The 24,446-nt window shown below is 70.5% G+C and carries 21 protein-coding genes; 10 read left to right on the plus strand and 11 right to left on the minus strand.

All coding sequences use genetic code 11. The features are described from left to right. Window positions 1-2: 2 nt before the first annotated feature. The 3 genes from JI746_RS05075 to JI746_RS05085 all read left to right on the plus strand — a co-directional run bounded on the left by JI746_RS05075 (window position 3) and on the right by JI746_RS05085 (window position 2,060). Window positions 3-1,133: a JmjC domain-containing protein gene (locus JI746_RS05075; protein ID WP_201687701.1), complete on the plus strand. Its 1,131-nt coding sequence runs from the start codon at window positions 3-5 to the stop codon at window positions 1,131-1,133. Further along, entirely contained in the window at window positions 1,130-1,642 is a 513-nt protein-coding gene (locus tag JI746_RS05080) for a hypothetical protein (RefSeq protein WP_201687702.1), read from the plus strand. Before JI746_RS05075 ends, JI746_RS05080 begins: the two co-directional genes overlap by 4 nt. Window positions 1,643-1,802: 160 nt before the next feature. Then, on the plus strand, window positions 1,803-2,060 hold the full coding sequence (locus tag JI746_RS05085) for a hypothetical protein (RefSeq protein WP_201687703.1): 258 nt from the start codon (window positions 1,803-1,805) through the stop codon (window positions 2,058-2,060). Between the two features lie 78 nt (window positions 2,061-2,138). Here JI746_RS05085 and JI746_RS05090 read toward each other — a convergent pair whose 3' ends face one another. The 6 genes from JI746_RS05090 to JI746_RS05110 form a co-directional block, all read right to left on the minus strand. After that, window positions 2,139-2,918, minus strand: a complete 780-nt coding sequence (locus JI746_RS05090; RefSeq protein ID WP_201687704.1) for an MBL fold metallo-hydrolase — start codon at window positions 2,916-2,918, stop codon at window positions 2,139-2,141. Between the two features lies 1 nt (window position 2,919). Beyond that, the gene (gene bamC, locus JI746_RS05095) at window positions 2,920-3,996 is read right to left on the minus strand and encodes an outer membrane protein assembly factor BamC (RefSeq protein WP_201687705.1); all 1,077 of its coding nucleotides are present in this window, start codon (window positions 3,994-3,996) and stop codon (window positions 2,920-2,922) included. Between the two features lie 28 nt (window positions 3,997-4,024). Continuing rightward, the gene (dapA, locus tag JI746_RS05100; protein WP_201687706.1) at window positions 4,025-4,912 is read right to left on the minus strand and encodes a 4-hydroxy-tetrahydrodipicolinate synthase; all 888 of its coding nucleotides are present in this window, start codon (window positions 4,910-4,912) and stop codon (window positions 4,025-4,027) included. Then, window positions 4,909-5,481 (minus strand): class I SAM-dependent methyltransferase, encoded by a 573-nt coding sequence (locus JI746_RS05105; protein WP_201687707.1) that lies wholly within the window; start codon window positions 5,479-5,481, stop codon window positions 4,909-4,911. The genes dapA and JI746_RS05105 overlap by 4 nt, the downstream gene beginning before the upstream one ends. 387 nt (window positions 5,482-5,868) lie before the next feature. Further along, complete coding sequence (locus JI746_RS27955) at window positions 5,869-6,000, minus strand: hypothetical protein (RefSeq protein WP_269129402.1); 132 nt, start codon at window positions 5,998-6,000, stop codon at window positions 5,869-5,871. Next, a complete protein-coding gene (locus tag JI746_RS05110; RefSeq protein WP_201687708.1) occupies window positions 6,000-7,220 on the minus strand; it encodes an MFS transporter in 1,221 nt (406 codons plus the stop codon). Before JI746_RS05110 ends, JI746_RS27955 begins: the two co-directional genes overlap by 1 nt. Before the next feature lie 161 nt (window positions 7,221-7,381). On the opposite strand from JI746_RS05110, the gene JI746_RS05115 reads away from it, so the two are divergent. The 7 genes from JI746_RS05115 to JI746_RS05145 all read left to right on the plus strand — a co-directional run bounded on the left by JI746_RS05115 (window position 7,382) and on the right by JI746_RS05145 (window position 15,860). Next, entirely contained in the window at window positions 7,382-9,346 is a 1,965-nt protein-coding gene (locus JI746_RS05115) for a DNA topoisomerase IV subunit B (protein ID WP_201687709.1), read from the plus strand. Between the two features lie 24 nt (window positions 9,347-9,370). Beyond that, window positions 9,371-9,922, plus strand: coding sequence for a GNAT family N-acetyltransferase (locus tag JI746_RS05120; protein WP_201687710.1), 552 nt, complete (start codon window positions 9,371-9,373; stop codon window positions 9,920-9,922). Next, entirely contained in the window at window positions 9,919-10,761 is an 843-nt protein-coding gene (locus JI746_RS05125; RefSeq protein ID WP_201687711.1) for a lytic transglycosylase domain-containing protein, read from the plus strand. The genes JI746_RS05120 and JI746_RS05125 overlap by 4 nt, the downstream gene beginning before the upstream one ends. A 31-nt stretch (window positions 10,762-10,792) precedes the next feature. Continuing rightward, window positions 10,793-11,944 carry a diguanylate cyclase domain-containing protein gene (locus JI746_RS05130; RefSeq protein WP_236599596.1) on the plus strand — a complete coding sequence of 384 codons (1,152 nt, stop codon included), beginning with the start codon at window positions 10,793-10,795 and terminating at the stop codon, window positions 11,942-11,944. A gap of 6 nt (window positions 11,945-11,950) precedes the next feature. After that, window positions 11,951-14,284: a DNA topoisomerase IV subunit A gene (gene parC, locus JI746_RS05135; RefSeq protein WP_201687713.1), complete on the plus strand. Its 2,334-nt coding sequence runs from the start codon at window positions 11,951-11,953 to the stop codon at window positions 14,282-14,284. A gap of 105 nt (window positions 14,285-14,389) precedes the next feature. After that, on the plus strand, window positions 14,390-14,590 hold the full coding sequence (locus tag JI746_RS05140; protein WP_201687714.1) for a hypothetical protein: 201 nt from the start codon (window positions 14,390-14,392) through the stop codon (window positions 14,588-14,590). A 319-nt stretch (window positions 14,591-14,909) separates the two neighbouring features. Further along, entirely contained in the window at window positions 14,910-15,860 is a 951-nt protein-coding gene (locus JI746_RS05145; protein WP_201687715.1) for a universal stress protein, read from the plus strand. 3 nt (window positions 15,861-15,863) lie between these two features. On the opposite strand, the gene JI746_RS05150 is transcribed toward JI746_RS05145, so the two are convergent. The 5 genes from JI746_RS05150 to JI746_RS05170 form a co-directional block, all read right to left on the minus strand. Beyond that, window positions 15,864-16,316: a RidA family protein gene (locus JI746_RS05150; protein WP_201687716.1), complete on the minus strand. Its 453-nt coding sequence runs from the start codon at window positions 16,314-16,316 to the stop codon at window positions 15,864-15,866. A 65-nt stretch (window positions 16,317-16,381) separates the two neighbouring features. Then, a complete protein-coding gene (locus JI746_RS05155) occupies window positions 16,382-17,329 on the minus strand; it encodes a transglutaminase family protein (protein ID WP_201687717.1) in 948 nt (315 codons plus the stop codon). After that, window positions 17,304-19,928 (minus strand): circularly permuted type 2 ATP-grasp protein, encoded by a 2,625-nt coding sequence (locus JI746_RS05160; RefSeq protein ID WP_330892944.1) that lies wholly within the window; start codon window positions 19,926-19,928, stop codon window positions 17,304-17,306. Before JI746_RS05160 ends, JI746_RS05155 begins: the two co-directional genes overlap by 26 nt. A gap of 49 nt (window positions 19,929-19,977) precedes the next feature. Then, complete coding sequence (locus JI746_RS05165) at window positions 19,978-20,739, minus strand: metallophosphoesterase (protein WP_330892945.1); 762 nt, start codon at window positions 20,737-20,739, stop codon at window positions 19,978-19,980. A 6-nt stretch (window positions 20,740-20,745) separates the two neighbouring features. Next, window positions 20,746-24,237 (minus strand): transglutaminase family protein, encoded by a 3,492-nt coding sequence (locus tag JI746_RS05170; protein WP_201687718.1) that lies wholly within the window; start codon window positions 24,235-24,237, stop codon window positions 20,746-20,748. Between the last annotated feature and the right edge of the window lie 209 nt (window positions 24,238-24,446).

The raw sequence follows: 24,446 nt of genomic DNA on the forward strand, positions 1-24,446 counted from the left end.
CCATGGATCCCACTGCACCCCTGCCCCTGCTCGGCGGCCTCAGCCCGGCCTTGTTCATGAAGCGGCACTGGCAGAAGAAGCCGCTGCTGGTGCGCCAGGCCATCCCCGGCTTCCAGGCCCTGCTGCCGCCGCGCGAGCTGTTCGCGCTGGCTGCACGCGACGAGGTGGAGTCGCGCCTGGTCGCGCGCGAAGGGCGCTCCTGGCGCCTGCAGCGCGGCCCCTTCGCACGGCGCGCCCTGCCGGCGCTGAAGCAGCCCGGGTGGACGCTGCTGGTGCAAGGCGTCGACCTGCACCATGCCGGCGTGCACGCGCTGCTGCACCAGTTCGCCTTCGTGCCGGCCGCGCGCCTCGACGACCTCATGATCAGCTACGCCACCGACAGCGGCGGCGTCGGTCCGCACTTCGACAGCTACGACGTGTTCCTGCTGCAGGCGCAGGGACGCCGCCGCTGGCGCATCGGCCGCCAGACCGATCTGCAGCTGCAGGAAGGCCTGCCGCTGAAGATCCTGGCGAACTTCGAGCCCGAGCAGGAGTTCCTCCTCGAACCCGGCGACCTGCTGTACCTGCCACCGCGGTATGCGCACGACGGCATCGCCGAGGGCGAGTGCCAGACGTATTCGATCGGCTTCCGGGCCCCGGCGCAGGCGGAGCTGGCGCGCGAGCTGCTGCAGCGCATCGCCGACGAAGCGGCGGAAGAGGGGCCGCAGCGCCTGTACAAGGATCCCGCGCAACCCGCGACGCAGTCACCCGGTGCGATCCCCGAAGGGCTGCGCCACTTCGCCCAGGAGGCGCTGGCGGCGGCGCTGAAGGACCCGTCGGCGCTGGACCGCGCCCTGGGCGAATACCTCACCGAGCCCAAGGCCAGCGTGTGGTTCGAACCGGGCCGCGCGCCGCGCCGCCTGCGCTCGCTGGCGCTCGATGCGCGCACGCGCATGCTGCATGATGGGCGCCATGTCTTCATCAACGGCGAGGCCTGGCGCGCCGGCGGTGCCGATGCGAAGCTGATGCGCCGGCTGGCCGATCGGCGTCGCCTCGAGCCGGCGGAGCTGGCGCACGCGAGCGACGGTGCGCGCGCGCTGCTGCTGTCCTGGTGCGAGGCCGGCTGGGCGCACGCCAACGAGGGGGAGCCATGAACGACCAGCCGATCTCCGCGCCGCCAGCGCCGCTGCCCTCGCGCCGCTTCGACAGCCGCGACGACTTCCGCCAGCTCGTTCGCGATGCGCTGGCCTGCGCGACGCGCGAGGGCTGGCGCGAGATCATCCTGAGCGACGCCGATTTCCAGGACTGGCCGCTCGGCGAGCGCGCGGTGGCCGAATCGCTGCAGGCGTGGTCCGCCGGCGGACGCAGGATGGTGCTGCTCGCGCGCAGCTACGACGGGGTGCTGCGCCAGCATGCGCGCTTCGTGCAGTGGCGCCGGCTCTGGTCCCACATCGTCACGCCGCTGGCGTGCGCGGGCGCGGGCCGGCTCGAAATCCCCAGTGCGCTGTGGAGTCCGGCGTGGGTGCTGGAGCGGCGCGACGTGGACCGCAGCAACGGCTATTGCGGCAGCGAGCCGCAGCGCCGGGTGCTTCTGCGCGAGACGCTGAACGAGTGGCTGGCGAAGGCGACGCCCGCCTTTCCGCCCACCCTGCTAGGACTATAGGTTCCGAAGTAAGGGTCTGCCCCGAAGTAAAAACCCTTTGAGGTTATAATTTTTGGCTGAGTTGGAAAGGGCTCGAGCCTCTCCGCTCGGTCACTAGCGGCTTCGCCCGCCAGGACAAAGTTCCGGAATCGTTGTCCCCATCCCTAAGAAGGAAACTGAAATGAAAAAATCGCTCGTTCTGGCCACCCTGGTCGCCGCCGTTGCCCTGGCCGCCTGCGGCAAGAAGGAAGAGCCGGCGCCCGCGCCCGCCCCGGCCCCCGCTGCTGCTCCGGAACCCGCGCCCGCCCCGGCTCCCGCTGCGGCGCCCGCCGCCGACGCTGCCAACAGCGCTGCTTCCGCCGCTGCCGGCTCGGCTTCTGCCGCTGCCGACTCCGCTGCCGCCGCTGCTTCCGCCGCGTCGTCCGCTGCATCGCGCTGATCGCCGCGCTGCGCGACTGCGCAACGCAAGAAAGCCGCCCTCGGGCGGCTTTCTTGTTGCCGCCGTCTGCTGGGCTCGCTAGGCGGTCAGCCAGCCGCTGCCACTGGGGCCATCGGCGACGTGCACGTCGTCGCTGGCGCAGTTCAGGGCCTGCGCGAGCGCGGCGCGCACCAGTTCCGGTTTGTTGTTCTGCTCGCTCAGGTGCCCTGCGACCACCTGCCGCAGCGCGCCGGCGGCCAGCACCGCCTGCGCCAGCGCCGCGGCCGCGCTGTTGGCGAGATGCCCGTAGGGTCCGCCGACGCGGCGCTTGAGGAAGGCCGGATAGCTCGAGGTGCGCAGCAGGTCCTCGTCGTGGTTGCACTCCAGCAGCAGCGTGGCGCAGCCGGCCAGTTCCTGCAGCACGTGCGCGGTGACATGGCCCAGGTCGGTCACGACGCCCAGGCGCGTGCTGCCGTCGGTGCAGGTCAGTTGCAGCGGTTCGCGAGCGTCGTGCGGCACCGTGAAGGGCCGCACCTGCATCGCCCCCACCTCGAAGGCCAGGCCGTCGCAGGCCAGGCGCAGCAGGCCTTCGAAGTCCGGCTGGCCGATGGCCGCATAGGTGCCTTCGCTCATGTAGACCGGGATGCGCTCGCGCAGCGCGAGCGTCCGCGCGCAGCCGATGTGGTCGCCGTGCTCGTGCGTGATGAACACCGCATCGATCTGGTCGGCCATCATGCCGGCGGCGCGCAGGCGCTTGTCGAGCTCGCGGATGCCGAGCCCGCAGTCGACCAGCAGGTGCGCCGCCCCGGCGCCACTGCGCGCCTGGACGACGGTGGCGTTCCCCGAACTGCCACTGCCCAGGCTCTTGAACCGGATCACGCTACTTCAGGTCGTCGGCGATGACCTGCACGATGCGCTGCGCGTTGTCCGAAGTCTCGGGCGCGCCGTTCGCGTTCAGCACGGAGACGGTGGTGGTCTGGCCTTCGGACTTCACGTTGATGCGGTACTTCAGCGGCGCCTCGGCGCTGTCGCGGCGGAACAGGCGGCCGAAGAAGCCCGCATTCTTCTTGTCCGGGTTCGGCGGCACGTAGCGCACGAAGTAGGTGCCCTGGCTGCGATCGCGGTCTTCGACGGTGAAGCCCGTGCGATCCAGCGCCAGGCCGACGCGGCGCCAGGCGCGGTCGAAGCCTTCGTCGATCAGCACCACCGGCTGGCTGTTGACCGTGGCGATGCGCGAGCTCGGGCGGTCGGGCGCGACGTTGGTCGCGGCCGCGGCCTGCAGTTGCGGGGCGCCGAGCTTGACCATCAGGCGGCGCAGGAATTCGGCTTCCAGCTCCGGATCCGAGGGGCGCGGCTGCCAGGCCGTGTTCTCCTTCTGCTGGCTGGTGTAGACCTCCACCATGCCGCGGTGGCTGATGAAGATCTCGGTGCCGCCGGTGGGCGAGCGCTCCAGGCGGGTGCGGAACTTGTCGCGCTCCGACGTGGAGTAGGCCGAGTCGATCAGCTTGCCCAGCGTGTTGCGGATGATGTCCTGCGGGATCTTGGCGCGGTTCTCCGCCCAGTCCGTCTCCATGATGCCCAGGTTCGGCTGGTCCATGGCCAGCAGGAAGCCGGCTTCCTGCCAGAAGTCGCGCACCGGCCCCCACAACTGGTCGGCGGGGCGGTTGACCACCAGCCAGCGCTGGTTGCCGGCGCGTTCGATGCGCACGTCGCCCACCGCGGTGGCGGCCGTCGGCAGGTTGGGCACGGCCTGGCCCAGGCTGTAGCTGTTGGCGGACACGGCGGCGCCGGGGGCGACGTAGCGCGAGTCGCGCGAGAGCTGCGTCAGGTCCGGCGGGACTTCGAGCGTCGGGCCCTTGGTCGCGCTGCGGTAATCGATTCGATCCTCCTGCAGGAACGAGCAGGCGGACAGCGCGGCGGCCAGGGCGACCAGGCCGAACTTCGCGATCAACTTCATGGAATTCCCTCTTGGATACTTGGCGTGCTCAGCCCAGCAGGCCGGCGGCACGCAGCGCGCCCTCGACCACGGCTTCATTGGCCTTGGCGAGCGGCGTCATCGGCAGGCGCAGCGCCCCGCCCATCAGGCCCATGCGGGCCATCGCCCACTTCACGGGGATCGGATTGGCCTCGACGAACAGGTGCTTGTGCACGGGCATCAGGCGGCGCTGGATCTCCATCGCCTTCTTCGCCTCGCCCGCCATCGCGGCGACGCACAGTTCATGCATCAGGCGCGGCGCCACGTTGGCCGTGACGCTCACGTTGCCCTGGCCGCCGCACAGCATCAGGGCCACGGCGGTGGGGTCGTCCCCGGAATAGACCGAGAAGCCCTTCGGCGCTTCCTTGATCAGCCACTGGGCGCGCTCGATGTTGGCCGTAGCTTCCTTGATGCCGACGATGCCGGGCACCTGCGCCAGGCGCAGCACCGTTTCGTGCAGCATGTCCGCCACCGTGCGGCCGGGCACGTTGTACAGCACCATGGGCAGGTCGCCGGTGGCCTCGGCCACGGCCTTGAAGTGCTGGAACAGGCCTTCCTGCGTGGGCTTGTTGTAGTAGGGCACCACCTGCAGTTGCGCGTCGGCGCCGACCTGCTGCGCGAACTTCGCCAGCGCGATCGCTTCGAGCGTGGAGTTGGCGCCGCAGCCGGCCATGATCGGCACGCGCTTGTTCGCCTGTTCGACGGCGACGCGGATGATCTCCTGGTGCTCCTCGACGTCGACGGTGGGCGATTCGCCCGTGGTGCCGACGACGCACACGCAGTCGGTGCCCTGCTCGATGTGCCAGTCGACGAGCTTGCGCAAGGTGGGGTAATCGACGCTGCCGTCGTCCAGCATCGGTGTGACGAGCGCGACGATGCTGCCAGTAATCGGAGTCATGGTTGTTCCCGGGGAATGCCCGATTCTAACGAGAGCATGTAACGCGCCCTTGTAGGGCCGGGTCGCTCGCGCACCGCCGCGATCCGCTGCACGAACCGGGGCGGCGGCTCGAGGAAGCCGTCCTCGAACGCCACCACCCGCAGCTCGCCACCGTAGGCCCGCAGCAGTTCGCCGGGCGCCAGCAGGAAATCCGGCCGGGAGGGCTTGCCGACCGTCTCGTTGCCCAGCGCGAAGGTCTCGTGCAGCAGCACGCCCCCGGGCGCGACGCTGGCCAGGATCTGCGGGAACAGCGGGCGCCAGAGGTAGTTGGTCACGATCACGGCATCGAACTGCCGGCCGGGGAGCGGCCAGGGGGCGTTCTCGATGTCGGTCTGGATGGTTTCTCCCACACCCTGCAAGGTGGCCAGCGCATCGGCATCGCGGTCGACGGCGGTGACGGCGTGACCATTCGCGGCGAAGAAGCGCGCATGCCGGCCTCTACCGCAGGCGAGGTCGAGCACCGTACCGCCGGCGGGCACGAGGTGCGCCCAGCGTCGGATCCAGTCAGAAGGTTCTTCGGTGCCGTGCATTTCAGTCGGTGGGCTGGAGTCCACGGGCGACGGTGCCCCCCGGGGCCGGACCAGGACGTGACAGTCCGCCTCTGCGACTGTCCCCCGGCGCGGATGGGAACCGTTGCCCGTGAGGGCCGCGCGCCCGCGCCTCCTCCTTGATGTCGCCGAGTCGGACTGTCACGCCCTGGTCCTGGAGCGCGCGGGTACGACGGAAGCGGCCTGCGCTACCCGTGTCTTCGGCAGTGCTGGTGGCACGAGTCAGCGAAGCCGCACCGTTGCGGTCCGCACCCGGCAGGGCTGGTCCGGCGAGGCGGCAACGGGTGTGCACCAGCAATGGAACCAGCCATGGCACCAGCAGCGGTGCCTCCTGGATCCCCGCCTGCGCGGGGATGACGGCTTCGCCTGTCACCGGAAGCACGCCCAGATCATGTCCCCGATGCTGACCATCATCTCGGGCCGCGTATAGAGCGTGAACACCCCCACGAGCACGACGACCGCGAGTGCATAGCCAGCGATCCTGCGGGCTCGGGCCGGCATCACGCCCCCTGCGGCACCGGCGTGCGCGCGATCGGCGATTCACGCACGGGCAGGTTCACGATCGCGGCGAAGATGCCCAGCGCGATCGCGAGGTACCAGACGATGTCGTAGCTGCCGGTGCGGTCGTACAGCAGGCCGCCCAGCCACACGCCCATGAAGGAGCCGATCTGGTGGCTGAAGAAGACGAAGCCGCCCAGCATCGACAGGTGCGCCACCCCGAAGATGTTGGCGATGGTGGCGTTGGTGGGCGGCACGGTGGACAGCCACAGCAGGCCGATCACGGCGGAGAAGATGTAGACCGACAAGGGCGTGAGCGGCGCCAGCAGGAACAGCGCGATCGCGATGGAGCGGCCGAAATAGATGCTGGCCAGGATCTTCCGCTTGGCCAGCTTCTGCCCCAGCATGCCGGCGATGTAGGTGCCGAACACGTTGCACAGGCCGATGATCGCCAGCGCATAGCTCGCCACCTGCGGCGATAGGCCCTTGTCCTTCAGGTAGCTCGGCATGTGCACGCCGATGAACACCACCTGGAAGCCGCACACGAAGTAGCCCGCCATCAGGAGCTGGAAGCTGGGGTAGCGGAACGCCTCGGTCAGCGCCTGCAGCATGGTCTGTTCGCGCCGCGCCGCATGCGCGCTGCCGGCACCCGGCTCGCGCAGGCCGATGGCCAGCGGCGCGATCAGCAGGGCGGCCGCGGCCAGCACCAGCAGGGCGTTCTGCCAGCCCAGGCTGCCGATCAGGGTCTGTTCGACCGGCACCATCAGGAACTGGCCGAACGAGCCTGCCGCGGCGGCCACGCCCATCGCCCACGAGCGCTTGCTCGCGTCGATCTGGCGGCCGATCACGCCGTAGACGATGGCGTAGGTGGTGCCCGCCTGGGCGGCGCCGATCAGCACGCCGGAGGTCAGCGCGAACACCAGCGGGTTGGTCGGGAAGGCCATGCCCGCGAGGCCCAGCGCGTAGAGGATGGCGCCGGCCACCAGCACGCGAAAGGCGCCGAAGCGGTCGGCCAGCATGCCGGCGAAGATGCCGATGCAGCCCCAGGCCAGGTTCTGGATCGCCAGCGCGAAGGAGAAGGTCTGGCGGTCCCAGCCCTGCGCCTGGGTGATCGGCTGCAGCCACAGGCCGAAGCCGTGGCGGATGCCCATCGACAGCGTCACGACCAGGGCGCCGCAGGCCAGCACCTGCGTCATCGAAAGCTTGGGAGCGGCGGTTTGCATCCGGGCGAATGTAGCGACAAAAGTGTTCCCCGCGCCGGGCGGGGGGTTGTCCGCGACGATGAAATCCGCGGCCTCGATTGATGACGACTCGGCATCGAGGCAACACCGCGGCTGGATGCCTATCCAGTGAGACGGCACGGGGCCACTACAATCCGGCTCCCATGGCCACGAAACCGTCCGACTATTCCGAAGCCTCGATCCGGGTGCTCAAGGGGCTGGAGCCCGTCAAGCAGCGCCCGGGCATGTACACCCGCACCGACAACCCGCTGCACGTGCTGCAGGAGGCCCTGGACAACGCCGCCGACGAAGCACTGGCCGGCCACGGCAAGCGCATCGGCGTGATCCTGCATGCCGACGGCTCCGTCAGCATCCTGGACGACGGCCGCGGCATCCCCTTCGGCCTGCACCCCGAAGAGAAGGCGCCGGTCATCGAGCTGGTCTACACGCGGCTGCATGCCGGGGGCAAGTTCGACAAGGGCAAGGGCGGGGCCTACAGCTTCTCCGGCGGCCTGCACGGCGTGGGCGTGTCGGTCACGAACGCGCTGGCCAGGCGCATGGAAGTCACCACCTACCGCGAAGGCCAGGTCGCGGCCATCGCCTTCTCCGGCGGCGACGTCGTCGAGAAGCTCCAGGTCCGCAAGGCCGGCCCGGAGGACCGCAAGCAAGGCACCACGGTGCGGGTCTGGCCCGATCCGAAGTACTTCGAGTCCAGCCAGGTCCCGCTGGGCGAGCTGGCCCACCTGCTGCGCAGCAAGGCGGTGCTGATGCCCGGGGTGATCGTGCAGCTCACCGACGAGAAGAAGAAGGACACCCAAAGCTGGCAGTACAAGGGCGGCCTGCGCGACTACCTGATGCAGACGCTGACCTCCGATCCGGTCATCCCGCTGTTCGAGGGCGAGGGCTTCGCCGAGAACAACGAGAACTTCGCCGAGGGCGAGGGCGCGGCCTGGTGCGTGGCCTTCACCGAAGACGGCCAGCCGGTGCGCGAGAGCTACGTCAACCTGATCCCCACCACCGCCGGCGGCACGCACGACAGCGGCCTGCGCGACGGCCTGTTCAACGCCGTCAAGAGCTTCATCGAGCTGCACAACCTGCAGCCCAAGGGCGTCAAGCTGCTGCCGGAGGACGTGTTCGCCCGCGCCTCCTACGTGCTGTCGGCCAAGGTGCTGGATCCGCAGTTCCAGGGCCAGATCAAGGAGCGCCTGAATTCGCGCGACGCCGTGCGGCTGGTCTCCAGCTTCGTGCGGCCGGCGCTGGAGCTGTGGCTCAACCAGCACGTCGAGTACGGCAAGAAGCTGGCGGAACTCGCGATCAAGGCGGCGCAATCGCGCCAGAAGGCCGGCCAGAAGGTGGAGAAGCGCAAGGGCTCCGGCGTCGCCGTGCTCCCCGGCAAGCTGACCGACTGCGAGAGCAAGGACCTGGCGCACAACGAGATCTTCCTGGTCGAGGGCGATTCGGCCGGCGGCAGCGCCAAGATGGGCCGCGACAAGGAATGCCAGGCCATCCTGCCGCTGCGCGGCAAGGTGCTCAATACCTGGGAGGTCGAGCGCGACCGCCTGTTCGCCAACACCGAGATCCACGACATCGCGGTGGCGATCGGCGTCGATCCGCACGGGCCGAACGACACGGTCGATCTCTCCGGCCTGCGCTACGGCAAGATCTGCATCCTGTCCGATGCCGACGTCGACGGCTCGCACATCCAGGTGCTGCTGCTCACGCTGTTCTTCCGCCATTTCCCCGGGCTGATCGCCTCCGGCAACGTGTACGTGGCGCGGCCGCCGCTGTTCCGCGTCGACGTGCCCGCGCGCGGCAAGAAGCCGGCCGGCAAGCAGTACGCGCTCGACGAGGGCGAGCTCACCGCCATCCTCGACAAGCTGCGCAAGGAAGGCGTGGCGGAAGGCAAGTGGACCATCAGCCGCTTCAAGGGCCTGGGCGAGATGAGCGCGGAACAATTGTGGGAGACCACGCTCAATCCCGACACCCGGCGCCTGCTGCCTGTCAAACTGGGCAAGGTCGACTTCTCCGGCACCGAGAACCTGATCACCAAGCTGATGGGCAAGGGCGAAGCGGCGGCGCGGCGCGAATTGATGGAACTGCACGGCGACGCGGTCGAAATCGATATCTGAAGACAGCCAGAGGAGGAGGTCACCATGAGCCCATCGCAACCCGAGACGAAAGCCGATCCGGCGCGCGTGCGCCTGCGCCCCACGATGCAGAGCGACCTGGAATACGTGCTGTCGCTCGAACAGGACCCGGAGAACCTCCCTTACATCACGCCCTGGGAGAAGATGCAGCACGAGGCGGCGATCCGCTTTCCCGACTTCCGCCACTTCATCATCGAGGCCGGCCCGGGCCTGGAGCGCGCCGGCTTCCTGATCCTGATCGGCTGCCGCAACCAGCACGCCTGCATCGAACTCAAGCGCATGGTGGTGCAGAACAAGGGCAGCGGCTACGGTCATGGGGCGGTGCGCGTGATCAAGAAGATCGCCTTCGACGACCTCGGCGCCCACCGCTTCTGGCTCGACGTGAAGATGCGCAACACGCGGGCCCAGGCGCTGTACCTGAAGGAAGGCTTCCTGCAGGAAGGCGTGCTGCGCGAGGCGGTGCGCGTGCGCGACGGCTACGACTCCCTGGTGGTGATGTCCATGCTGGCCGCCGAATACGCGCAGCGCCGCGGCCAGGCGCTGGAGCTGCAGCAATGAGGCTGCGCGCGGCGCTGACCGCGCTGCTGTGCGCACTGTGGCTGGCGCCGGCGCAGGCGGAGATCTGGGGCTTCGTCGATGCCCAGGGCACGGCGCATTTCGCCGCCGAGAAGCTGGATCCGCGCTACGAGCTGTTCTTCCGCGGCGGCGAGAGCTTCGACACGGCCGAAGGCGTAGCGCCGCCGCACACGGCGGCGCCCGCCGTCGCGAGCGGGCGCGTCCTCTCGTTCCTGCAGGTGTCCCCCGGCTTTCGCCAGGCGCAGCCGCAGGTGAGCGAAGCGGCGCGCGAGCACGGCATCGAACTGGCGCTGCTGCAGGCGCTGATCGCCGCCGAATCGGGCTTCGATCCCCGCGCGGTCTCGCCCAAGGGCGCGATCGGCCTGATGCAGGTCATGCCGGCGACGGCGGAACGCTACGGCCTGGCCGGCGACGCACGGGCGCCGCTGGAGAAGAAGCTCAAGGATCCGCGCGTCAACCTGCGCGCCGGCGCGCGCTACCTGCGCGACCTGATCCGCATGTTCCCGGGCCGGCTCGAACTGGCGCTGGCGGCGTACAACGCGGGCGAGGGCGCGGTGCAGCGCGCCGGCAACCGCATCCCGAACTATCCCGAGACGCAGAACTACGTGCGCACCGTCATGCAGCTGTATGCGATGCTCAAGCCGGCGCCCGCGCCCGAGCCGCCGACGGCCGCCGCCACGGGCGGCCAGCAGCCGCGGCGCGTCCGGATGGAACTGCCCGGGCCCGCCGGCACGGCGGCACGACGCAACATGCCCCCGGGCCTGGCCGCCGCGACGCCGCTCGAAGAGCCCGGCGCACCGGCCGGCGTGGTACACGATTGAGCGATCCCGGCAGCAGCAGTACGTGACCGAGATGATCGAACCGGCCCAGCTCTGGCTGGGCGCATTCGTGGGCGCCCAGGTGCTGCTGGTGTTCTTCTGCGCCATCCAGGCCAATGCCTACCACGACCGTTCGCTGCTGCTGCACTCGGCCGGCACGCTGATGGGGGTGCTGTCGACGCTGGCCCTGATCGGGCGGCAGCCGCTGGCGCCGACGGCGGTGCTGCTGCTGGTGCCGGCGCTGGCGGGGCTGCAACTGCTGGATCTCATGAGCCATGCGGGCGGCCTGCGGCAGGGGCGGCGCTGGCTGTTCGCCGCCAGCGCGATCGTGCTGCCGCTGGTGGCCGTGGGCGCGGCCTACAGCGCCTGGGCGCTCGTCGCCGGCATCGTGCTGTGGACGTCGATCGTCGTGCTGCTGATCGTCCGGACCGTGCGCCAGAGCCGGCCCTGGGTCTGGTGGCTGCTGCCGGCCCTGCTGGCTTTGGTGCTGGCGAGTTTCCGGCTGGCCGCCGACGCCCCGCCCTACGAGATGGACGACGCGATCTGGCAGGCCGGCCTGCTCACCGTCTGGTCCGCCTGCACCTACCTGGCCACCCTCTGGCGCGGGCGGATCGTCGGCGAGACGCAGGCGCGCATGCACGCGCGCAAGACGGTCGATCCGCTCACCGGCCTGGTCACGCCGCTGGTGCTGGCCGAACGCGTGCATGCGGCGCGGCACTTCACGCGCCGCTACGGCCACCCCAGCGTGCTGATGATCGTGCACATCGAGAACCTCGCCGCCCTCACGGCCGAATTCGGCCCCGAGGCGGCGGAGTCCGCGGTGCTGGCCGCCGCCAGCCGCATCCGCGAGTGCCTGCTGCGCGATGGCGACGTGGCCGCGCGCCTGACGCATTCGCGCATGGGCGTGCTGGCCGAGGGCTGCGCGCCGGGCGAAGCCTCCTCCACCGTGGCCACGCGCATCCTCGTGGCCGGGCTGAAGGAGCCGTTGGCGGCGGCGCGCGCAGAATACCTGCGGTTCCGCATCGTGCTGGCGGCCGTGCCGCCGGAGGAAATGCCCCCCAAGCTGCTGATGCAGAAGCTCAATCACCGCCTCGACCAGGAACTGCGCGCCGCCTCCGAGCGCCGCATCGTGACCCTGAGCCCGGAAGAACTCATCGCCCTCGATCCCCAGACGACCACCCGATAAGAAGCCATGGAGCAGGAACTCATTCCCCTCGCCGACGGCGGCGACGACGGCAACCTGGATCTCGCCAGCTACGCGCAGCGGGCCTACCTGGAATACGCGCTCAGCGTGGTCAAGGGCCGCGCGCTGCCCGACGTCGCCGACGGCCAGAAGCCGGTGCAGCGCCGCATCCTCTACTCGATGTGGCGCATGGGACTGGGCTTCGGCGGCGGCGCCGGCGGCGCCAAGCCCGTGAAGAGCGCACGCGTGGTCGGCGACGTGCTGGGCCGCTTCCACCCGCACGGCGACCAGGCGGCCTACGACGCGCTGGTGCGCATGGCGCAGGACTTCGCGCAACGCTATCCGCTGATCGACGGCCAGGGCAACTTCGGCAGCCGCGACGGCGACGGCGCCGCGGCGATGCGCTACACCGAAGCGCGGCTGGCGAAGATCGCCAACCTGCTGCTCGACGAGATCGACGAGGGCACGGTCGAATTCGTCCTCAACTACGACGGCAGCACGCAGGAGCCGGTGGTGCTGCCCGCGCGCCTGCCCTTCGCGCTGCTCAATGGCGCCAGCGGCATCGCGGTCGGCCTCGCGACCGAGATCCCTTCCCACAACCTGCGCGAAGTGGCCGAGGCCTGCGTGGCGCTGGTGAAGAACCCCAAGCTGTCCGACGAGGACCTGTTCGCGCTGGTCCCGGGGCCCGACTATCCCGGTGGCGGGCAGGTGATTTCCAGTGCCGCCGACATTGCGGAGGCCTACGGCAGCGGGCGCGGCTCGCTCAAGGTGCGGGCGCGCTGGAAGATCGAGGAACTCGCGCGCGGGCAATGGCAGCTGGTGGTGACGGAACTGCCCCCCGGTGTGAGCTCGCAGAAGGTGCTGGAGGAGATCGAGGAACTCACCAACCCGAAGGTCAAGGCCGGCAAGAAGGCGCTCACGCAGGACCAGACGCAGCTCAAGCAGACGCTGCTGTCGGTGCTGGACGCGGTGCGCGACGAATCGAGCAAGGACGCGGCGGTGCGCCTCGTGTTCGAGCCCAAGACCAGCCGGATCGCGCAGGAAGAACTGACCAACACGCTGCTGGCGCACACCTCGCTCGAAACGTCGGCGCCGGTGAACCTCACCATGGTGGGCCTGGACGGCCGGCCGGTGCAGAAGTCGCTGCGGCAGATGCTGGTGGAGTGGATCGACTTCCGCCAGCGCACGATCGAGCGGCGTTCGCGCCATCGCCTGGACAAGGTGCTGGACCGCATCCACATCCTCGAGGGCCGGCAGCTGGTGCTGCTGAACATCGACGAAGTGATCCGCATCATCCGCACCGCGGACGAGCCGAAGCCGGCGCTGATCGCGCGCTTCCGGCTCTCCGACCGGCAGGCCGAGGACATCCTCGAGATCCGCTTGCGCCAGTTGGCGCGGCTCGAGGCCATCAAGATCGAGCAGGAGCTGAAGGAACTGCGCGGCGAGCAGGCCAAGCTGGAGGAGATCCTCGGCTCGCCCGCGGCGCTGCGCCGGCTGATGATCAAGGAGATCGAGGGCGACGCGAAGCAGTTCGGCGATGCGCGCCGGACCCTGATCCAGGCCGAGAAGAAGGCCGTGGCGGAAGTGAAGGTGATCGACGAGCCGGTGACGGTGGTCGTCTCGCAGAAGGGCTGGGTGCGCGCACGCCAGGGCCATGGCCACGATGCCGCCAGCTTCGCCTTCAAGGCCGGCGACGGCCTGTACGGCACCTTCGAATGCCGCACGGTGGACACGCTGCTGGCCTTCGGCAGCAACGGGCGGGTGTATTCGGTCGCGGTGGCGACGCTGCCCGGCGCGCGCGGCGACGGCCAGCCGCTCACGACCCTCATCGAACTGGATGCCGGCACGCAACTCGTCCACTACTTCGCGGGGGCCGGCAACGTCTGGCTGCTGCTGTCGAATTCCGGCGGCTACGGCTTCGTGGCGGCGGTGGAGAACATGGTGTCGCGCCAGAAGGGCGGCAAGTCCTTCGTCTCGCTGGGCGCCGGGGAAACGGTGTGCCGGCCTTCGTTGATCGGGGTGCCCTCCACGCCGGGGTTCGCCACGCACGTGTGCTGCGCCTCCACGGGCCGGCGCATCCTGAGCTTCGAGATCTCCGAATTGAAGCCGATGGCCAACGGCGGCCGTGGCCTGATGCTGATCGACCTGGAGCCGAAGGAGGAACTCGCGGGCGCGGCGGCCTACACCCGCTCGGTGCGCATCACGGGCCTAGGCCGCGGCGACAAGGAGCGCGAGGAGGTGCTGGAGATCCGTTCGCTGAACAACGCCAGAGGCACGCGCGGGCGCAAGGGCAAGCAGGCCGACCTGGGCTTCAAGCCGCTGTCGGTCACGCGGGTCGAATGAGATGAGGATGGGTGCGCACCGCAGGGCGGGGCTGCTGGTCCGCGACTGCGAGTTGACCATGGTCCCCTTCCACGCCGACTGCGCGCGACCGCGCTAGGAGCCGCCATGGAACGAAGAAGGCTGCGCGCGGGGCAGGCGATCACGCCGCAGGAATTCGACGAGCTCTCCGACGAGGAGCTGGAACGGCTGGTGCCGAAGAAATACCGTGAGTATTTCCCCGGCAAGGACGGCTGCGCCGACGGCTTCTTCTACCTGCATGACGGCACGGCCTACAGCTTCTACCGCGGCGGCCTGCTGGACGAATAGCGGCAGCGCCGGCTGCGCAAGCCAATCCGGCAAGGCCAGCGCGGGCATTGCACCGCGCGGCGCGATCCTGGCCTAGACTGGTCCGCATGAACCTTGCGCGCGTCGCCCTCGCTCCCGCCTTGCTGCGGCGGCGAGGTGGGCGCGCCCCCGGCAGGAGTGCGGCACGCGCATCGCTGCGTGCGCAATCGCAAGCACTTTCCTGAGCCCGGCGGGGCCGGGCGTCCACAGCGACGTCCGCGCATCGCCGGGCCTGCACCCAGAACTTCCCCGCGTGCGGCGCCAGGCCGCCCGCGTGTCGTCCACTGGTCAGGAGAGTTCCATGTCCAAGCTCGTCCCGGTGGAGCGCACGCCCACCCCGTCCGCTCGCCCCTGCCTGCAGCCCCGGTCCGCCGCGGTCCTCGTCCCCGTGGACCTCTCGCGGCTGGGAGTCCACGCGGCGTGGCGCGCCGCGCTGGTGGCGCGCGACCTCGGTTGCGCGCTGCGGCTGCTGCATGCGGAGGCGGGCCGCGACGAGCGCGGGGCCACGGAGCGTTCGCTGCGCCAGCTCGCCAGCCAGATCCGCGGACACACGGGCGTGCGGGTGGAACTGGTGGAGGACCCGGACGAGCCGCTGCAGGCGACGGCGCGGGCCGCGCGCGACGCCGCGCTGGTCGTGGTCGGTGGGCGGCGCGGCAATCCGCTGCGCGAATGGGTGCTCGGCACGCCGGCCGAGCGGCTGCTGCGCCTGTGCCGCGTTCCGGTGCTGGTGGTGAAGAAGCCGCCTGCCGGTGCCTATCGGCGCGTGCTGGTGCCGGTGGAACTCGCGCCGGCGGCCGCGCCGGTGATCGCCGCGGCGGCGCGCCTGTCGCGCGGTCCCCGCATGGAGGTCCTGCATGCGCTGCGTCCGGGCGACGAGTTCGGCATGCGGGTGTTCGACCTGCCCGAGCAGGCCGTGCGGCGACTGCGGCGGCGCGCGGCCGACCGCACCGAGCGGGCGCTGGAGGAGCTGATCGCGCAGAGCGTCCCGCAGCCGGACGCCGCGCTGCCGGCCGTGGGCTTCGGCGACCCGGCGGCGCAGGTGCTGGCGCGCTCGCGCGCGATGCGGGCGGACCTGCTGGTGCTGGGCAAGCGGCGGCGCGCGCGGCTGGCGGACTTCTTCCTTGGCGGCGTCACGCAGCGCGTGCTGGCCGCGGCGCAGGTCGACGTGCTGCTGGTGCCGCCGGAGGGAGCGGGCGAGGCGCTGGGGTTCGCCTGCGCGCTCACCCCAGCCTACGCGAACCGGGCCAACTGAGGCTCAGAGCTCCGCGATCAGTTCGATCTCCACGCAGGCGCCCATGGGGATCTGGGCGACGCCGAAGGCACTGCGCGCATGGGCGCCGCGTTCGCCGAACACCTGCCCGAACAGCTCGCTGGCGCCGTTGGTCACCAGGTGCTGCTCGGTGAAGTCGGGCGAGGAGTTCACCAGGCTCATGACCTTCACGATGCGCTTGATCTCGTTCAGGTCGCCCACCGCCGCATGGAGCGTGCCGAGCAGGTCGATCGCGATCGCGCGCGCGGCCTGCTTGCCTTCCTCCGTCTGCATCGTCCTGCCCAGTTGCCCGACCCAGGCCTTGCCGTCCTTCTTGGCGATGTGGCCGGAGAGGAAGACCAGGTTGCCGCTGCGCACGAAGGGCACGTAGGCCGCCGCGGGCGTGGCCACCGCCGGCAGCGTGATGTTCATTTCCTTCAGCTTGTCGTAGACGCTCATGCGTGCTCCTGTGACGAAATGACCTCGCGCACCGCGCCTCGATGACGCGCTTCGCGCATGACCGGTCATTCTGTCATCGAAGGCGCAGCCGAGGTCGTTCCGTCATGGGAAGCCGGCGAAACGGTGACCGCCACCCGCAGCGTGTGGTGGGCGCCGCCGTGGATCACGCCGCGCATCGGCGAGACGTCCGAGTAGTCGCGGCCGATGGCGAGCGTCACGTAGTCCTCGCCCGCCGTGCGATCGTTGGTGGGGTCCAGGTCGAGCCACTCGCCGGCGCCTTCTTCGGCCGGCAGGTACACCGAGGCCCAGGCGTGCGAGGCATCGCTGCCCACCAGCCGCGGCTGCCCGGGTGGCGGCTCGGTGAGCAGGTAGCCGCTGACGTAGCGCGCCGGCAGCCCGAGGCTGCGCAGGCAGCCGAGCATGACGTGCGCCAGGTCCTGGCACACCCCCTTTCGCAGGGCGAGCGCCTGCAGCGCCGGCGTGTTGACGTCGGTGGCGCTGGTGGCGTATTCGAAGTCCGCGTGGATGCGCTGCATCAGGTCGCGCGCGGCCGCCAGCAGGGGCCGGCCCGGCGGAAAACTGGCCTGCGCGTAGGCGGCGAAGGCAGCGTCGTGCGGCACGTAGGGCGAGGCCAGTGCGAACTCCGCGGCCGGGTCGTAGCGGCTTGCGCGGTGGTAGCGGATGCGCCCCGCCACCTCCTCCCACGGCTGCTTCGAACACGGTTCCGCGGGGGGCGAGGTGCGCACCAGGCTTTCCGCCCGCACGCGCAGGGCCTCGTGCGAGGACTGCAGGCTGAAGAAGGTGCAGGTGTTGCCGTAGACGTCGGTCCACTCGCTGCAGCGCGCGGGCGCCGGAGCGATGGCCAGGCGGTGGTCGAGGACGCGCTGCGTCGCGGTGGTGGCCGGTTTCAGGTGCGCCATGTGCTGCGCGGTGCGCACCGGGGGCACGTAGTCGTAGGCCGTCTCGTGCAGCACGTGCAACAGCACTTCAGGCCCCCACCGAGAAGCGGGCATCGCCCGAGTGCGCGAAGTAGCGGGCGGTGAGGTCGTCCGACAGGCGATAGGAGGCGTCGACGCACAGCTGCAGCACCTCGAGCAGCGCCGCGTAGCGGCCCTCCGCGTCGCGCTGGCACAGGGCCTCGAGCGTCCAGCCCTGGGGGTCGGGCACGCACATCGCGATGGCGGGGATCGCGCCGGGGGCGGAGCCGGCCAGCCTGGCCAGGCGCCCGCGCAGCGTCTGCGCCACCCAGCCCAGCGAACGCGGGTTGTCGCGATCCAGCACCAGCAGGTCCAGCAGGGCTGGGACGTCGTGCCGCTGCTGGTATTGCGCATGGAAGGTGATGGTGCTGTCGAACAGCGCCACCACGGCCTCGAAGCCGCCTTCGTCGAACAGGGCGCCGGTGTCGAAGGCGGTGGCGAGCGCCTGCGCCAGGAAGCCGAGGCGCTCGAGGTGGCGGCCGGAGGAGAGCAGGCGCCAGCCGTCGTCGCGCGTCATGCGGTCGGTCTGCGCGCCCGTCATCGCCGCGGTATGGCCGGAGAGCACCTCCAGCACCCGCAGCGCCTCGACCGAGGAATATTCGCCTTCACTGGCCAGCGCCTCGCAGGCCAGGCGGAATTCCTGCTCGGCCCGCACGATCAGGTTCCACTGCTCCTTGGACAGGCGCTCGCGCACCGCCGAGGCCGCCGAGCGCACTGCGCACAGGTTGAAGCCGACGCTGGTGGCCTTGCGGCCTTCGGCGAGCGCCGCGATCAGGGAGCGCTCGAACACCCGCCGCGCCTGCGTGGCCGGCGGCACGGCGTTGAGCACGAGGCCGTTGGCGGCGGCGAGGTCGCTCAGCCAGGCCAGCAGCGGCTGCGAGTTCTGGTCCTCGCCGTTGAGGCTTTCGATCGCCAGCCGCGCGAGCCGCGCCGTGTTCTCGGTGCGCTCGGTGTAGCGCCCGAGCCAGAACAGGTTCTCCGCCGCGCGGCTGGTCACGCTGCGGCTGCGGTGCGGCGTGTCGATGGCCGGATGCTCGTGGTGCAGCAGCGTGGTGGCATCGACCTCGCCTTCGGTGAGCACCCAGGTGTCGGCGCTGCTGCCGCCGCGCTGCATGGAGGCGACTTCGGCCCCGGCGCCGGCCAGCCGCGTGAGGCCGCCGGGCAGCACGCGCCAGCCCTGCGCGCCGTCGGACAGGGCGAACACGCGCAGCAGCAGCGAGCCGGGCACCATGTGGTCGCCCGAGCGCTCGCTCTTCCAGGTGGGCATCTGCGACAGGCGGATGTGCGTCTGCACCGTGTGCCGGTCCGGCTCGCGCAGGATGCGGCCGGCGCACGCGTCGAGTTCGCGCCGGGACAGGTTCTTCCCGAGCACGGAGCCCGCCGCCGCGCCGCCATACGTCTCCTTGATCACGCACTGGGCAAGCTGCGGCAGGGCCTCGAGCATCGCGGCGCGCTCGCCGCACCACCAGCTCGGAAGCGAGGGCAACTGCAGCTCCTGCCCGAGCAGGCGCCGGCTCAGGGCCGGCAGGAATCCGAGCAGGGCCGGCGACTCCAGCAGGCCCGAGCCGGGGAAGTTGGCCACCAGCACGTGGCCGGCGCGGATCGCCTGCAGCAGCCCCGGCACGCCCAGGTGCGAGTCGGAGCGCAGCTCCAGCGGGTCGAGGAATTCGTCGTCGAGGCGCTTGAGCAGCCCGTGCACCGGCTCCAGGCCCTTGAGCGTCTTGAGGTACAGGCGCTCGTCGCGCACGGTGAGGTCGCTGCCTTCGACCAGCGTCAGGCCCAGGTAGCGCGCCAGGTAGGCGTGCTCGAAGTAGGTCTCGTTGTACGGTCCGGGCGTGAGCAGCACGATGCGCGGCTCGCCCGCGTCCCCGGCCGGGCTCATCGTGATGAGGCTTTCCAGCAGGGCGCGGTAGGTGGCGGCCAGGCGCTGCACCCGCAGGTCGCGGAAGGCCTCCGGGAACAGGCGCGAGATGATCAGCCGGTTTTCCAGCAGGTAGCCCAGGCCGGAGGGCGCCTGCGTGCGCTGCGTCAGCACCCACCAGGCACCGGCCGGATCGCGGGCCAGGTCGAAGGCGGCGATGTGCAGGCGCCGGCCGCCGGGGGGCCGCACGCCGTGCATCGGGCGCAGGTAGCCTGGATGGCCGTGCACCAGGGCCGGCGGCAGCAGGTTGGATTTCAGCAGTTCCTGTGCGCCGTAGACGTCATCGAGCACGGCTTCCAGCAGGCGCATGCGCTGCAGCACGCCGGCCTCGACCTGCTGCCATTGCGCGGCCGGCAGGATCAGCGGGAACAGGTCCAGTGACCAGGGCCGCTGGGGCCCGCCGGCATCGGCGTAGACGTTGTAGGTGATGCCGTTGTCGCGCACCTGCCGCTGCAGTTCGACGGTGCGCTGGTTCAGCTCGCCGAAGCCTTCGCGGCCCAGGTTCTCGAAGAAGCGGGCCCAGGGCCGCGTCGGCAGGGCGTGCGCGCCGACCACCGCACCCGCCGCGGCGGTGCCCTCCGCCAGCGGCGCGGAGATGCCGCCGCGCAGTTCGTCGTAGTGGCCGGGGGCGGCAGGCGGCGCCAGCGCCGCGGCGAGCGCGGCGGGCGTTTCCTCGGCCTGCATGCCGAACAGCGAATCCTCGGTGGAGTCCACGGTCCATTCTCCACCAGGAGCGGGGTGACTGCTCCGGCGCGGCGGCCAGCTAACCGACTTCGAGCACCAGGGCGGGATCGAAGCGGGCGTTCTCCGGCACGCCGTCGCGCACGTAGCCGCGCGGGTTGCACACCACGCGCGTCGCACCGACGCGGTAGTCGAAGCTGTCGTGCGTGTGGCCGTGGATCCAGAGGTCCACGCCGGGCAGCAGGTCCTCGGCGTCGGAGACGAAGCAGAGGTTGACCGGCGAGCCCGCAAAGCGCGGATGGATGCTGCGCATCGAGGGCGCGTGGTGGCTGATCACCACCGTGGGACCGGCATGGGGCTGCGCGAGCCGCTCGCGCAGCCACTGCGAATGGCGGGCGAACAGCGCGGCGCAGTCGTCGGCCTGCAGCAGCGCGTCGTCGCCTTCGCGCAGGCGGATGCGGGCGAAGTCGCGCATGAAGCTGGTGGCGGCCTGCACCGAGGCTTCGCGATCGGGCAGGGTGGGCAGGCGGAACGCGGTCCACAAGGTCGTGCCCAGGATGCGCACGCCGTCGATCACCACTTCCTCGTCGTGCAGCAGCCGCACCGGCGTGCCCTGGCACAGGGCGCGCAGTTCGGCGATGGTGCCTTCCAGGCTGCCGCCGTAGAACTCGTGGTTGCCGGGCACGTACAGCGCCGGCTTGCCCAGGCCCGTGGCCCAGGCCAGCGCCTCGCGCGGGCGCGCGAGGTCGCCGGCCAGCACGATGAGGTCGGCGTCCGTCGCCGGCAGCGCCAGGCCGGCCCGGCTCAGGTGCAGGTCGGAGACGATTTGCAGTTTCAGCGCCATGGTGATTCAGGCCGGCGTGCGGCGCAGGTCCAGCGTGAAGGGGAATTCGCGGCTGCCGGCGACGTCCACCGTGGCCGGGGCGACCTGCAGGCCGGCGGGGGAATGTCCCATGCGGAAGAAGCGCGCCAGGCGCCGGCTTTCCGCCTCGTAGGCATTGACCGGGAAGGTCACGTAGTTGCGGCCGCCCGGGTGCGACACGTGGTACTGGCAGCCGGCGACGGAGCGCTGCATCCAGCTGTCGACCAGGTCGAAGGTGAGCGGCGCATGCACGGCGATGGTGGGGTGCAGGGCCGAAGGCGCCTGCCAGGCGCGATAGCGCACGCCGGCGACGAATTCGCCGACCGTGCCGGTCGGCTGCAGCGGCAGCGGGCGGCCGTTCACCGTGACGACGTAGCGGCTCGGGTTGAGGCCGTTCACCTTGACCTCGATGCGCTCCAGCGACGAATCGACGTAGCGCACGGTGCCGCCGGCCGCGCCTTCCTCGCCCATCACGTGCCAGGGCTCCAGGGCGTTGCGCAGCGTGAGTTCCATGCCCAGCACCTGCAGGTCGCCGGCGACCGGGAAGCGGAACTCGAAATGCGGTGCGAACCAGTGCGCGTCGAAGGGGAAGCCGGCCTGCCGCATCTCGGTGAGCACGTCCTGCAGGTCCATCCAGATGAACGTCGGCAGCAGCCAGCGGTCGTGCAGCTCGGTGCCCCAGCGGGTGACCGGTGCGCGGTACGGCGCCTTCCAGAAACGCGCCACCAGCGCCCGCAGCAGCAGTTGCTGCACCACGCTCATGCGCGCGTGCGGCGGCATCTCGAAGGCGCGCAGTTCCAGCAGCCCCAGGCGGCCGGTGGCGGTGTCCGGCGAGTACATCTTGTCGATGCAGAACTCGCTGCGGTGCGTGTTGCCGGTGACGTCGATCAGGATGTTGCGCAGCGTCCGGTCCACCAGCCACGGCGGCATCGCGTCGCCATGCACCTGGCGGCTGCGCTCGATTTCCTTGAGCGCGATCTCCAGTTCGTACAGCTGGTCGTTGCGCGCTTCGTCGACGCGCGGCGCCTGGCTGGTCGGGCCGATGAACAGGCCGCTGAACAGGTAGCTGAGGCTGGGGTGGTTGTGCCAGTACAGCAGCAGCGAAGCGAGCAGCTCCGGCTTGCGCAGGAAGGGCGAGTCGGCCGGCGTGGCGCCGCCCAGCACGAAGTGGTTGCCGCCGCCGGTGCCGGTGTGGCGGCCGTCGGTCATGAACTTCTCGGCCGAGAGCCGGCACTCGAAGGCGGCCTGGTACAGGAACTCGGTGTGCTGCACCAGCTCGCCCCAGTCGTGCGCCGGGTGGATGTTGACCTCGATCACGCCGGGGTCGGGCGTGACCTGCAGCACCTTCAGGCGCGCATCGCGCGGCGGCGGGTAGCCTTCCAGCACGATCTTCACCTGGAGTTCCGCCGCCGTCGCCTCGACGGCCGTGAGCAGCTCCAGGTAGTCCTCCAGCCGGGCCAGCGGCGGCATGAACACGTACAGCAGGCCGCTCTTGCCGCCGTGCTCGCGTTCCGCCTTCGGGCCGTTGGCGCGCTGCGGGTCGCGCACCTCCACGCACAGGGCCGTGCGGGAGAGCCAGTGCGCGGATTCGAAGCGGGCCGGCTCGCGCGCGAGGTCTGCGGGGTGTCCGGCCTGCATGCGATGCGCGCCGGGCGGGCCGGGGCGCGTGCCGGCGTCGGCGTCCGCGCGCCCCAGGCCTTCCTGGAACAGGCGGGGCGCTTCGCCATGCGCGCTGGCGGGACCCTGCACCCATTGCCCGCGCACAGGGTCGTAGGCCGGCAGCGGCGGCGCCGGCGCCATCGGGTCCGCTTCCACCAGATAGGGGTAGTCGCCCTGGCTCACCCAGGGCAGGCTTTCGAGCGGCAGGCGATAGCCCATGGGCGAGTCGCCGGGGATGAGGTACAGCCGGTCGTCGCGCAGGAACCAGGGGCTGGTCTTCCAGCGTGCGCCGTCCGCGGCCGGGGCTTCGGGATCGGTGGGCGCGAGCGGCAGCACGTAGCCGACCACGGCATCGAGCTTCTGTTCGAACACGCGGCGCAGGCGCGTGCGTTCCAGCTCGTCGTCCAGCCGCGCGTCGAAGGGGTCCACGTTCACCGGCAGCTTGCGCTCGCGCCACAGGTAATAGAAGACGTCCTCGTAGCCGGCCTGCACGTGCTGGTCCGTGATCCCCAGGCGGGTGGCGAGGCGCTGCGTGAAGCGGCGCGCATCCTCGCCGGTGTAGCGCGCCGGCTGGCGTTCATCGGCGAACAGTTCCGGGTCGTTCCAGCACGGCTGGCCGTCGGCGCGCCAGCAGATGGACAGCGCCCAGCGGGGCAACTGCTCGCCGGGGTACCACTTGCCCTGGCCGAAGTGCAGGAAGCCGCCTTGCCCGTACTCCGCGCGCAGCTTGTGCACCAGCGCGGTGGCGTAGCCGCGCTTGGTCGGGCCGAGCGCGTCGGTGTTCCATTCGGCGGCGTCGCGGTCGCCCACCGCGACGAAGGTCGGCTCGCCGCCCATGGTCAGGCGCACGTCGCCGGATTCCAGTTCGCGATCGACCTGCTCGCCCAGGGCCAGCACCGCTCGCCACTGGTCCTCGGTGTAGGGCAGGGTGACGCGCGGCGATTCGTGGATGCGCGTGACCTGCATGTGGTGGCTGAAATCCACCTTGCATTCCTCGACCAGGCCCTCGATCGGGGCGGCGCCTGAAGGCTGCGGCGTGCAGGCGAGGGGGATGTGGCCTTCGCCGGCCAGCAGGCCGGAGGTGGGGTCGAGGCCCACCCAGCCTGCACCGGGAAGGTACACCTCGCACCAGGCATGGAGGTCGGTGAAGTCCACTTCGGTGCCACTGGGGCCGTCGAGCGCCTTCACGTCGGGGGCGAGCTGGATCAGGTAACCGGAGACGAAGCGGGCGGCGAGGCCCAGCCGGCGCAGCAGCTGCACCAGCAGCCAGCCCGAATCGCGGCAGGAGCCGCTGGCGCGTTCCAGCGTTTCCTCCGGCGTCTGCACGCCCGGCTCCATGCGGATCAGGTACTTGACGTCGCGCTGCAGCTGCTGGTTCAGCGCCACCAGAAAGTCGATGGTGACGCGGGGCGTGCGATCGATCTTTTCCAGGTAGGCCTGCACCCGCGGCGTCAGGGGCTCGCAGGCGAGGTAGGGCACCAGTTCCTCGGCCAGCCCCGGCTCGTAGCTGAAAGGGAATTTCTCGGCGCTCGGCTCCAGGAAGAAGTCGAACGGGTTGTAGACCGCCATCTCCACCACGAGGTCCACGGTGACCTTGAACTCGGTCGTCGGCTCGGGGAAGACCAGGCGGGCCTGGAAATTGGAGAACGGGTCCTGCTGCCAGTTGGTGAAGTGCTTCGCCGGCGCTATGCGCAGGGAATAGGAGATCACCTTGCTGCGGCTGTGGGGCGCGGGCCGCAGGCGCACCACCTGCGGGCCCAGCATCACCGGTCGGTCGTACCTGTAGTGGGTGACGTGGTTCAGCGCGGCGTGGATGGACATGGCGCTGCATCGTAGCAACAGCCGGGCCCGCGAGGTTTCCATGCGGCCGCACGTCGTCTGCAGTGCCCGGTCGGCGGAAGGCGCTGGGCGCGGCGCCGGGCTTCTGTGACATTCCACCGCTACCGATGGAAGTCGGCCAGATGAGCGGTGGCGGGGAGGTGACAGACAGGTGCGCGGCCCGTGTGACCAAATGTACACTGCAGGCCAGG

The organism is Ramlibacter alkalitolerans, assembly GCF_016722765.1.
Lineage (GTDB): Bacteria > Pseudomonadota > Gammaproteobacteria > Burkholderiales > Burkholderiaceae_C > Ramlibacter > Ramlibacter alkalitolerans.

Coding starts and splice junctions, on each gene's coding strand:
- parC (WP_201687713.1), top strand. CDS start 11,951: ATGGAGCAGGAACTCATTCCCCTCGCCGACGGCGGCGACGACGGCAAC.
- dapA (WP_201687706.1), bottom strand. CDS start 4,912: ATGACTCCGATTACTGGCAGCATCGTCGCGCTCGTCACACCGATGCTG.
- JI746_RS05170 (WP_201687718.1), bottom strand. CDS start 24,237: ATGTCCATCCACGCCGCGCTGAACCACGTCACCCACTACAGGTACGAC.
- JI746_RS05110 (WP_201687708.1), bottom strand. CDS start 7,220: ATGCAAACCGCCGCTCCCAAGCTTTCGATGACGCAGGTGCTGGCCTGC.
- JI746_RS05085 (WP_201687703.1), top strand. CDS start 1,803: ATGAAAAAATCGCTCGTTCTGGCCACCCTGGTCGCCGCCGTTGCCCTG.
- JI746_RS05140 (WP_201687714.1), top strand. CDS start 14,390: ATGGAACGAAGAAGGCTGCGCGCGGGGCAGGCGATCACGCCGCAGGAA.
- JI746_RS05080 (WP_201687702.1), top strand. CDS start 1,130: ATGAACGACCAGCCGATCTCCGCGCCGCCAGCGCCGCTGCCCTCGCGC.
- JI746_RS05155 (WP_201687717.1), bottom strand. CDS start 17,329: ATGCCCGCTTCTCGGTGGGGGCCTGAAGTGCTGTTGCACGTGCTGCAC.
- JI746_RS05130 (WP_236599596.1), top strand. CDS start 10,793: ATGATCGAACCGGCCCAGCTCTGGCTGGGCGCATTCGTGGGCGCCCAG.
- JI746_RS05150 (WP_201687716.1), bottom strand. CDS start 16,316: ATGAGCGTCTACGACAAGCTGAAGGAAATGAACATCACGCTGCCGGCG.
- JI746_RS05115 (WP_201687709.1), top strand. CDS start 7,382: ATGGCCACGAAACCGTCCGACTATTCCGAAGCCTCGATCCGGGTGCTC.
- JI746_RS05145 (WP_201687715.1), top strand. CDS start 14,910: ATGTCCAAGCTCGTCCCGGTGGAGCGCACGCCCACCCCGTCCGCTCGC.
- JI746_RS05105 (WP_201687707.1), bottom strand. CDS start 5,481: ATGCACGGCACCGAAGAACCTTCTGACTGGATCCGACGCTGGGCGCAC.
- bamC (WP_201687705.1), bottom strand. CDS start 3,996: ATGAAGTTGATCGCGAAGTTCGGCCTGGTCGCCCTGGCCGCCGCGCTG.
- JI746_RS05165 (WP_330892945.1), bottom strand. CDS start 20,739: ATGGCGCTGAAACTGCAAATCGTCTCCGACCTGCACCTGAGCCGGGCC.
- JI746_RS05120 (WP_201687710.1), top strand. CDS start 9,371: ATGAGCCCATCGCAACCCGAGACGAAAGCCGATCCGGCGCGCGTGCGC.
- JI746_RS05075 (WP_201687701.1), top strand. CDS start 3: ATGGATCCCACTGCACCCCTGCCCCTGCTCGGCGGCCTCAGCCCGGCC.
- JI746_RS05125 (WP_201687711.1), top strand. CDS start 9,919: ATGAGGCTGCGCGCGGCGCTGACCGCGCTGCTGTGCGCACTGTGGCTG.
- JI746_RS27955 (WP_269129402.1), bottom strand. CDS start 6,000: ATGCCGGCCCGAGCCCGCAGGATCGCTGGCTATGCACTCGCGGTCGTC.